The organism is Winogradskya humida, assembly GCF_016862215.1.
GTDB classification, from domain to species: domain Bacteria; phylum Actinomycetota; class Actinomycetes; order Mycobacteriales; family Micromonosporaceae; genus Actinoplanes; species Actinoplanes humidus.
Window position 1 is genome coordinate 16,106 of sequence record NZ_BOMN01000125.1, and the last position, 6,753, is coordinate 22,858.

General features: G+C 70.6%; 8 protein-coding genes. 4 read left to right on the plus strand and 4 right to left on the minus strand.

The window, feature by feature from the left end:
- The first annotated feature begins 4 nt into the window (after nt 1-4).
- Together Ahu01nite_RS43145 and Ahu01nite_RS43150 are read left to right on the plus strand one after the other, a co-directional pair.
- Entirely contained in the window at nt 5-844 is an 840-nt protein-coding gene (locus Ahu01nite_RS43145; RefSeq protein ID WP_203842573.1) for an alpha/beta fold hydrolase, read from the plus strand.
- Entirely contained in the window at nt 841-1,674 is an 834-nt protein-coding gene (locus Ahu01nite_RS43150; RefSeq protein WP_203842574.1) for a helix-turn-helix transcriptional regulator, read from the plus strand. The genes Ahu01nite_RS43145 and Ahu01nite_RS43150 overlap by 4 nt, the downstream gene beginning before the upstream one ends.
- Here the strand turns inward: Ahu01nite_RS43150 and Ahu01nite_RS43155 are convergent.
- Complete coding sequence (locus Ahu01nite_RS43155) at nt 1,661-2,230, minus strand: TetR/AcrR family transcriptional regulator (RefSeq protein WP_203842575.1); 570 nt, start codon at nt 2,228-2,230, stop codon at nt 1,661-1,663. The two genes, Ahu01nite_RS43150 and Ahu01nite_RS43155, sit on opposite strands and share 14 nt — an antisense overlap.
- A gap of 73 nt (nt 2,231-2,303) precedes the next feature.
- Between Ahu01nite_RS43155 and Ahu01nite_RS43160 the strand changes: the two genes are divergently transcribed.
- Both Ahu01nite_RS43160 and lepB read left to right on the plus strand, forming a co-directional pair.
- Entirely contained in the window at nt 2,304-3,224 is a 921-nt protein-coding gene (locus Ahu01nite_RS43160) for an NAD(P)-dependent alcohol dehydrogenase (RefSeq protein WP_239159606.1), read from the plus strand.
- 64 nt (nt 3,225-3,288) lie between these two features.
- Nucleotides 3,289-3,924, plus strand: a complete 636-nt coding sequence (gene lepB / locus Ahu01nite_RS43165) for a signal peptidase I (protein WP_203842577.1) — start codon at nt 3,289-3,291, stop codon at nt 3,922-3,924.
- Between the two features lie 16 nt (nt 3,925-3,940).
- Here lepB and Ahu01nite_RS43170 read toward each other — a convergent pair whose 3' ends face one another.
- The 3 genes from Ahu01nite_RS43170 to Ahu01nite_RS43180 form a co-directional block, all read right to left on the minus strand.
- A complete protein-coding gene (locus Ahu01nite_RS43170) occupies nt 3,941-5,155 on the minus strand; it encodes an MFS transporter (protein ID WP_203842578.1) in 1,215 nt (404 codons plus the stop codon).
- A complete protein-coding gene (locus Ahu01nite_RS43175; protein WP_239159607.1) occupies nt 5,152-6,417 on the minus strand; it encodes a KamA family radical SAM protein in 1,266 nt (421 codons plus the stop codon). Before Ahu01nite_RS43175 ends, Ahu01nite_RS43170 begins: the two co-directional genes overlap by 4 nt.
- 69 nt (nt 6,418-6,486) lie before the next feature.
- Entirely contained in the window at nt 6,487-6,702 is a 216-nt protein-coding gene (locus tag Ahu01nite_RS43180) for an MbtH family protein (protein ID WP_203842579.1), read from the minus strand.
- Nucleotides 6,703-6,753: the final 51 nt, after the last annotated feature.

The window sequence follows — 6,753 nt, forward strand, 5'->3', positions numbered from 1 at the left end:
GATCATGAACGAACAGAACCCGGTCATCCTGGTGCACGGCATGTGGCACGGAAGCTGGTGCTGGAGCCGGCTGACGGGACAGTTGGCGGCTTCGGGCGTACCCTCCATCGCTGTTGACCTTGATGGTCACGGCCTGAAGGCACGCTCGCCGCGCTCCCGATGGTCCCGGCCCTTCGACCCGGCGGCCTTCGCGACCGAGCCCGCGCCGTCGGCCGGTGTGACCGCGTCGTCCGCGGCGGCCGACCTGGTCGCGCAGATCCGCCTGGCCGGCAACGGACGGCCGTGCGTCGTGGTCGCGCACAGCATGGGCGGGGTCGTCGCCACCGCCGCGGCGGAGCTGGCCCCCGAGCTCTTCGCCGAGCTGGTGTATCTCGCCGCGTTCGCGCCGGTCAGCGGGGTCCCGGCCGCCGACTACATCGCGAGCCCGGAGAACGAGGGCGAAAAGGTCGGCGCCCTGCTGCGCGCCGACCCGGCCGTGGTCGGGGCCCTGCGGCTGGACCCGGGTGACCCGGCCGGGCACGCCGCCGCCCGGGACGCTTTCTACCACGACGTCGACGAGCCGACGGCCGAGGCGGCGATCGCCCTGCTCACCCCGGACGGCCCCGCCGGCATCCCGGGCGAGACCTTCCCGATCACCCCCGCACGGTACGGATCCGTGCCGCACACCTACATCGTGTGCACCGGCGACCGCGCCGTCCCGGCCGCCCTGCAACGCCGCTTCGTCGAGGAGATCGACGCGGTGTCCGTCGCGCCCACGACGGTCGTCGAGCTGGCCACCTCGCACTCGCCGTTCCTGTCCGCGCCGGAGGAGCTCGCCGAGGTGATCGTTAAAGTAGGGCGATGAGCCTCGACCAGCTGGGGGATTTTCTCCGGCACCGCCGCGAATCACTGGCACCCGCGGCGGCGGGCATCGCCGTCATCGGGCGGCGGCGCACCCCCGGCCTGCGCCGCGACGAGGTGGCGACCCTGGCGAGCATGTCCCCGGTCTACTACGAGCGCATCGAGCAGGGCCGCGGGCCGAAACCGTCGGCTGCCGTCCTCGGTGGCCTGTCCCGCGCCCTGCAACTGACCGGTGACCAGCGCGAACACCTCTACCGCCTCGCCGGTCAGGCCGCGCCGCTGCAACCCGAACCCGACGGGTACGTCGACCCGGGCCTGCTCTGCGTCCTCGACGCGGTCGCCGCGACCACACCGGGGTTCATCTCCGACGAGCTCGGCACCGTGGTCGCCCAGAACACGCTCAACGTCGCCCTGTTCGGGCAGTTCGCCGGGCGGCCCGGCTTCGAGCCGAACCTGGTGTGGCGGTGGTTCACGTCACCGGCGTGGCGGCTCAAGCTGGAACCCGAGGAGCAGCACGAGCAGACCGGGCGGGCGTACGTCGCCGACCTGCGCACGATCGTCGCCCGCCGCGACGGCGATCCCGCGACCGCCACCCTGGTCGCGGAGCTGAGCAAGGCCAGCGACGAGTTCGCGGCGATGTGGAGCGACCACGAGGTGTCGGTGCTGCACTGCGCGACGAAAGAGGTCCACGACGAGCGGGTCGGCCGCCTCGACCTGGACTGCGTCGTGATGCTCAGCCCGCTCTCCCGCCAGCGGATGCTGCTCCTGCGCCCCGCCGCCGCGGACACCGCCACCGCGCTCACCCGCCTGCACTCGATGATCACTCAGGCTTGACGCCCAGCAACGCCGACAGGGTGGTCGTGGCGAGTTCTTCCGGCTCGCCGCCCAGGCCGTAACGCTCGTGCGGGCGCTGCAGGTGGAGCACCGCGAGGCCGTGCAGCGTGGCCCAGATCGAGCGGGCGGTGAGCTCCGGCGACGCGTACGCGGGGATCGCGCCGCTCTCCTGCGCGGCGAGGACCGCACGTAGCAGCGTCCCGAACGCGGCCTCGCCCGCCGCGGAGGCCTCACCGCCCGGGCGGCTGCGGAACATCGTGACGAACAGCCCCGGATGCTCGTGCGCGAACCGCACGTAGGCACCGCCGAGACCCACGAGCCCGGTGGCCTTTTCGAGATCGACGGCGAGGGTCTGGTACCCCTCCTCGGCCACGGCGCTCAGCAGGTCGTCGCGGTTGGTGAAGTGCCGGTAGGGCGCGGCCGTGCTGACCCCGGCACGACGGGCGACCTCGTTGAGGCTGAACTGCTCGTGCCCGCTCTCGGCGAGGATCTCCTTCGCCCCGTCGATCAGCGCCTGCCGCAGCGCCCCGTGGTGATACGTCTTCCGCTCCGCCATGTTGACGACTCTAACATTGCTGCTATGTTAGTGCCGTTCACATAACTACTTGAGGGCGGTTTTCATGCAGCAGATGACGGCAGCACAGTTCCAGCGCTACGGCGGCCCGGAGGTCCTGGAGATGGCGTCGGTGCCGCGGCCCACGGCAGGCCCCGGCGAGGTGCTCGTGAAGATCGAGGCCTCGGCGGTCAACTGGCACGACGCGGTGGTCCGCAGCGGCACCCTGAAGATCGTGACCGGCCGCAAGTTCCCGCTCGGCGTCGGCCTCGACTTCGCCGGGACAGACCTTGCCACGGGTACGCCCGTCTGGGGCATGGTCTCCCCCAAGTCAGGCCACGTCACCGGAGCCGCCGCGGAATACGCCGTGGTGCCCGCGGACCGGATCGCCCCGATGCCGTCCACGCTGACCTGGACCGAAGCCGCCGCCCTGGTCACCTCGGGCACGACGGCGCTGACGGCCCTGCGCGACATGACCCACGTCCGCCCCGGCGAACGGGTGCTGATCCGGGGTGCGGCCGGCACTGTGGGGATGGTCGCCGTGCAGCTCGCGGTCGCGCTGGGCGCCCACGTGGTCGCTCTGGCCGGCAGCCGTGACCTCGATTTCGTGGCGGAACTGGGCGCGCACGAGGTCATCGACTACCGGACGGTGGTGCCGGCCGATCTCGAGCCCGCCGACGTCATCCTGGACACCGTCGGCGCGGACCTGCTCGCCTACCGCCGCCGCCTCAAGCGTGGCGGCCGCATGGTCACCGTCAACTTCGGCTCAGCGAAGGCCATGACCGCGATCGCCGCCTCGGCCATCTTCGGCGAGCAACGCGTCCGCACGTTCAGCAGCTACCCGGACGCCCGCCTCCTCGACGATCTCGCGGGATTCGTCGCCGCCGGCTCGGTCCGGCCCGTCGTGGACACGATCTTTCCGCTGCAGCGCATCGCCGACGCCCACCGCGCCCTCACCGAACCGGGCCACCGCGGCAAACTCGTCCTGGTCCCCTGACGCTCCGAGAAGATCAGTTGACGGCTGGGAGCGTGGCCGAGCGTGGGGCGCGTACGCTCCGGGTGTGGTTGAGGAGCAGATCGAGAAGCGGCAGGGGTCGTTCTGGCGGGAGCTGCCGATTCTTGTCGGGGTGGCGATTCTTGTTGCTGTCCTCATGCGAGCGTTCGTGCTGCAGACCTTCTTCATACCGTCGCCGTCGATGGAGCACACGCTCAATATTGACGACAAGGTGCTGGTGAACAAGCTCGTCTACGACTTCCGTGACCCTCGGCGCGGTGAGGTCATCGTGTTCAGGGCGCCGAAGCAGTGGCAGAGCGGCGACGAGGGCGAGGACTTCATCAAGCGGATCATCGGCGTCGGTGGCGACCGGGTGCAGTGCTGTGACGCCGAGCAGCGCATCACGGTCAACGGTCATGCGCTCGTGGAGCCGTACATCTACAAGGATGCCGATGGGGTGTCCAACGAGGCTGCCGGTGCGCCGTTCGACATCACCGTGCCCAGTGACCGGATCTGGGTGATGGGTGACCATCGCGAGGCCTCCGCCGATTCCCTGGAGCACTGGCGGACCAGCCAGAACATTCAGGAGGCGACGATCCCGGCGGATTCGGTCGTGGGCCGGGCTTTCACCGTCTTCTGGCCGGTCAGCCGGGCGACGTGGCTGACCGTGCCGAAGACGTTCGACAGCGTTCCCGCTTCCTGAGCGCTACCCCACAGCGTTACGCCATCGATCTGATCCCGCGGCTGAACGTCGCGACCAGGGCGGACACGCCGACGAGCAGGGGGAAGACCAGCATCGCCAGGTCCGGGGCGAAGTGCGCCATCAGCAGGCCCGCGAGGCCGGGAGCCAGCGCCGCCGCTGACGTGGCGGCCAGGAAGATCACGCTGACCACCCTGCCCTGCAGGCGGTCGGGGGTGATCGCCGCCTGGTATCCGAAGAGGACGGCGTTGCAGGTCGGGCCGAGGAAGACCGCGGCGGCGAGCGGGACGGCGGCGAGAATGCTGTCGGTCAGGCGGGTGCTGGCGACCATCAGGGCGACGGTGGCCCAGCACAGGACGATGACCAGGGTGGGCAGGCGGAACCAGCGCTGGATGGCGGGGGCGGCGAACGCGCCGAGGAAGCCGCCCAGGCCGAAGATGGTGCTGGCGAGGCCGACCAGCACCGACGGGGTGCCGTTGCGTTGCAGGGCGATGATCAGCGAGAAGATCATGCCGGTGAACGCCATGTTGAGCGGCGCGGCGATGATCAGCAGGGCGCGCAGGAACGGGTTGGCGAGCACGAAGCGGATGCCTTCGCGCGCTCCGGTGCCGGTGTCCTCGGTGGTGGGTTCGCGGTGCTCCTGCAGTGGTGAGCGGATGAGCAGGATCGTGACCAGCGACAGCACGTAGGTGATCGCGTTTCCCACGAACGGCAGGGAGCGGGACAGGCCGAAGAGCAGGCCGCCCAGGGGTGGGCCGGCGAGCGAGGTTCCGTACGACCGTGCCTCGTTGCGGGCCACCGCGGTGCTGAGCTGTGCCGGTGGCACCAGGTTGCGGATCGCGGCGTGCTCGGCGGTGCTGAAAAGGGCGTTGGCGGCCGCGGCGATGACGGCGACCACGATGATGGCGAGCAGCGTCGCGGTGCCGGTCACGACCATGATGCCGAGCACGCCGAACGCCGCGATCCGGACGGCGTCGCAGATGACCATGAGCCGGCGGCGGTCGAGCCGGTCGGCGAGCACCCCGGCGGGCAGCCGGCAGGCGAGGGTGACGAGCAGCCCGGCCGTGCCGACGAGACCGGCCTGCGCGGGTGAGCCGGTCAGGGCGAGGACCAGCAGCGGCAGGGCCAGGTTTGCCACCGCGCTGCCCAGGTCGGACAGGACCTGGCTGGACCAGAGCAGGTTGAAGTCGCGGTTGCGCCAGAGGCTCGGCGGGCGCACGTCGGTGGCGGTCATCGGGGCCACCACGAGCCGAGGGCGGGCCGCAGGTCGCTGAACCATTCGGCGCCCGGGTCGAGGTGGGCGAGGAACTGCCGGCCGACCTGGGCGGGGTCGCGGGACTGAAGCATCCGCAGGGAGAACACGTCGGTGCCGGCGACGGTCATGGTGCCGTCGATCAGCACCTTGCCGGGGGCCGCGGACATGACAGGGCCGCGAGCGGTGCGGGCGAGACCGGACACCTGCCGGACGGCGTCGGTGTAGACCTGAAGAGCTTTGACGAGGGGTACGCCGAAGTAGCTCTGCGCCCCGGTGTCCCGCTCGACGAACATGTAGTAAGGGATGGCGCCGACCTCCACCAGGCCCTGCCACAGGGTCGCCCAGTCCTCGGCGCGATCGTTGACGTGCGCGGTGACCGGGGCCTGCGCGCGGATCACGGCGCCCGTGGCCCGGATCCGCCGGATCGCCTCGCGGACCAGCGGCGTCTCCAGCTCGCGCGGATGCGTGAAGTGAGCCATCACAGCAACATGCTTACCAGCCGCGACGCAGCGTTCAAAGAGCCGCAGCAGGTCGTCGGCGTCGGCGTCCGTGGTGAAGCGGGCCGGCCAGTACGACAGTGCCTTGGTGCCGAACCGCAGGGTGCGGACGTGCTCCAGCTCGGGGGCCAGCGCCGGGGACACCCACCGGTCCAGCACCGCGGCGCTCATGATCATGGGGTCGCCGCCGGTGAAGAGCAGATCGGTGACGTTCGGGTCGGCGGCGACGTACGCCATCACCTCGGCGACGTCCGGCGCGGCCTGCTTGAGCTCGCTGTTGCCGACGAACTGGGCCCAGCGGAAGCAGTACCCGCAGTACGCGTGGCACGTCTGCCCCTGTGCGGGGAAGATCAGGACCGTCTCGGCGTACTTGTGCTGGACGCCTTCGAGACGCCGGCCGTGCCGGGTCGGGACGTTCGCCGACACCTGGGCCCCGGGGTTCGGGTTGAGCTGCGCGTGCGCGTCCAGGGCCGCCTTGCGCAGGACGGCGGGCTCGGCGGAGCTCTGCATCAGCTGCGACAGGTGCTCGAAGATGGGTTCCGGGAGCATGTCGCGGTGCGGGAAGGTGAGCCGGAAGATCGGGTCGTCGGGGGCGGCGGACCAGTCGATGAGCTCGTTCACCACGTAGTCGTTCACCTTGAACGGGAGCACGGACGAGACCACCCGCAGGTCGTGCAGGTACTCCTCGGACATGCCCCGTCCGGCCGCGAGCCGGGCCAGGCGTTCGTGCGAATAGACCTTCATACCGTCACCTTCGATCGTGGAGAGGGAGCGGTCCGGGCGTGGTGGCCGCCCGGACCGCACTCGCAGGGGTCAGTTGCCGGCCGCGGCCATCCGCTCGCGCAGGCTCAGCGGGCGCATGTCGGTCCACACCTCGTCGATGTGGGTCAGGCAGTCGGGCTTGGTGCCCTCGAAGCCCGTCGCGCGCCAGCCGGCCGGGATCTCGCGGTCGGCGAACCAGATCGAGTACTGCTCCTCGTGGTTGATCACGACGCGGTAGGTGCGGGTGTCCTCATCGGTGGTGGCCATTGCCGTACTCCTTCTGTCGTCACGGTTTCGGATCGGTGCGGGCCGGTCGGC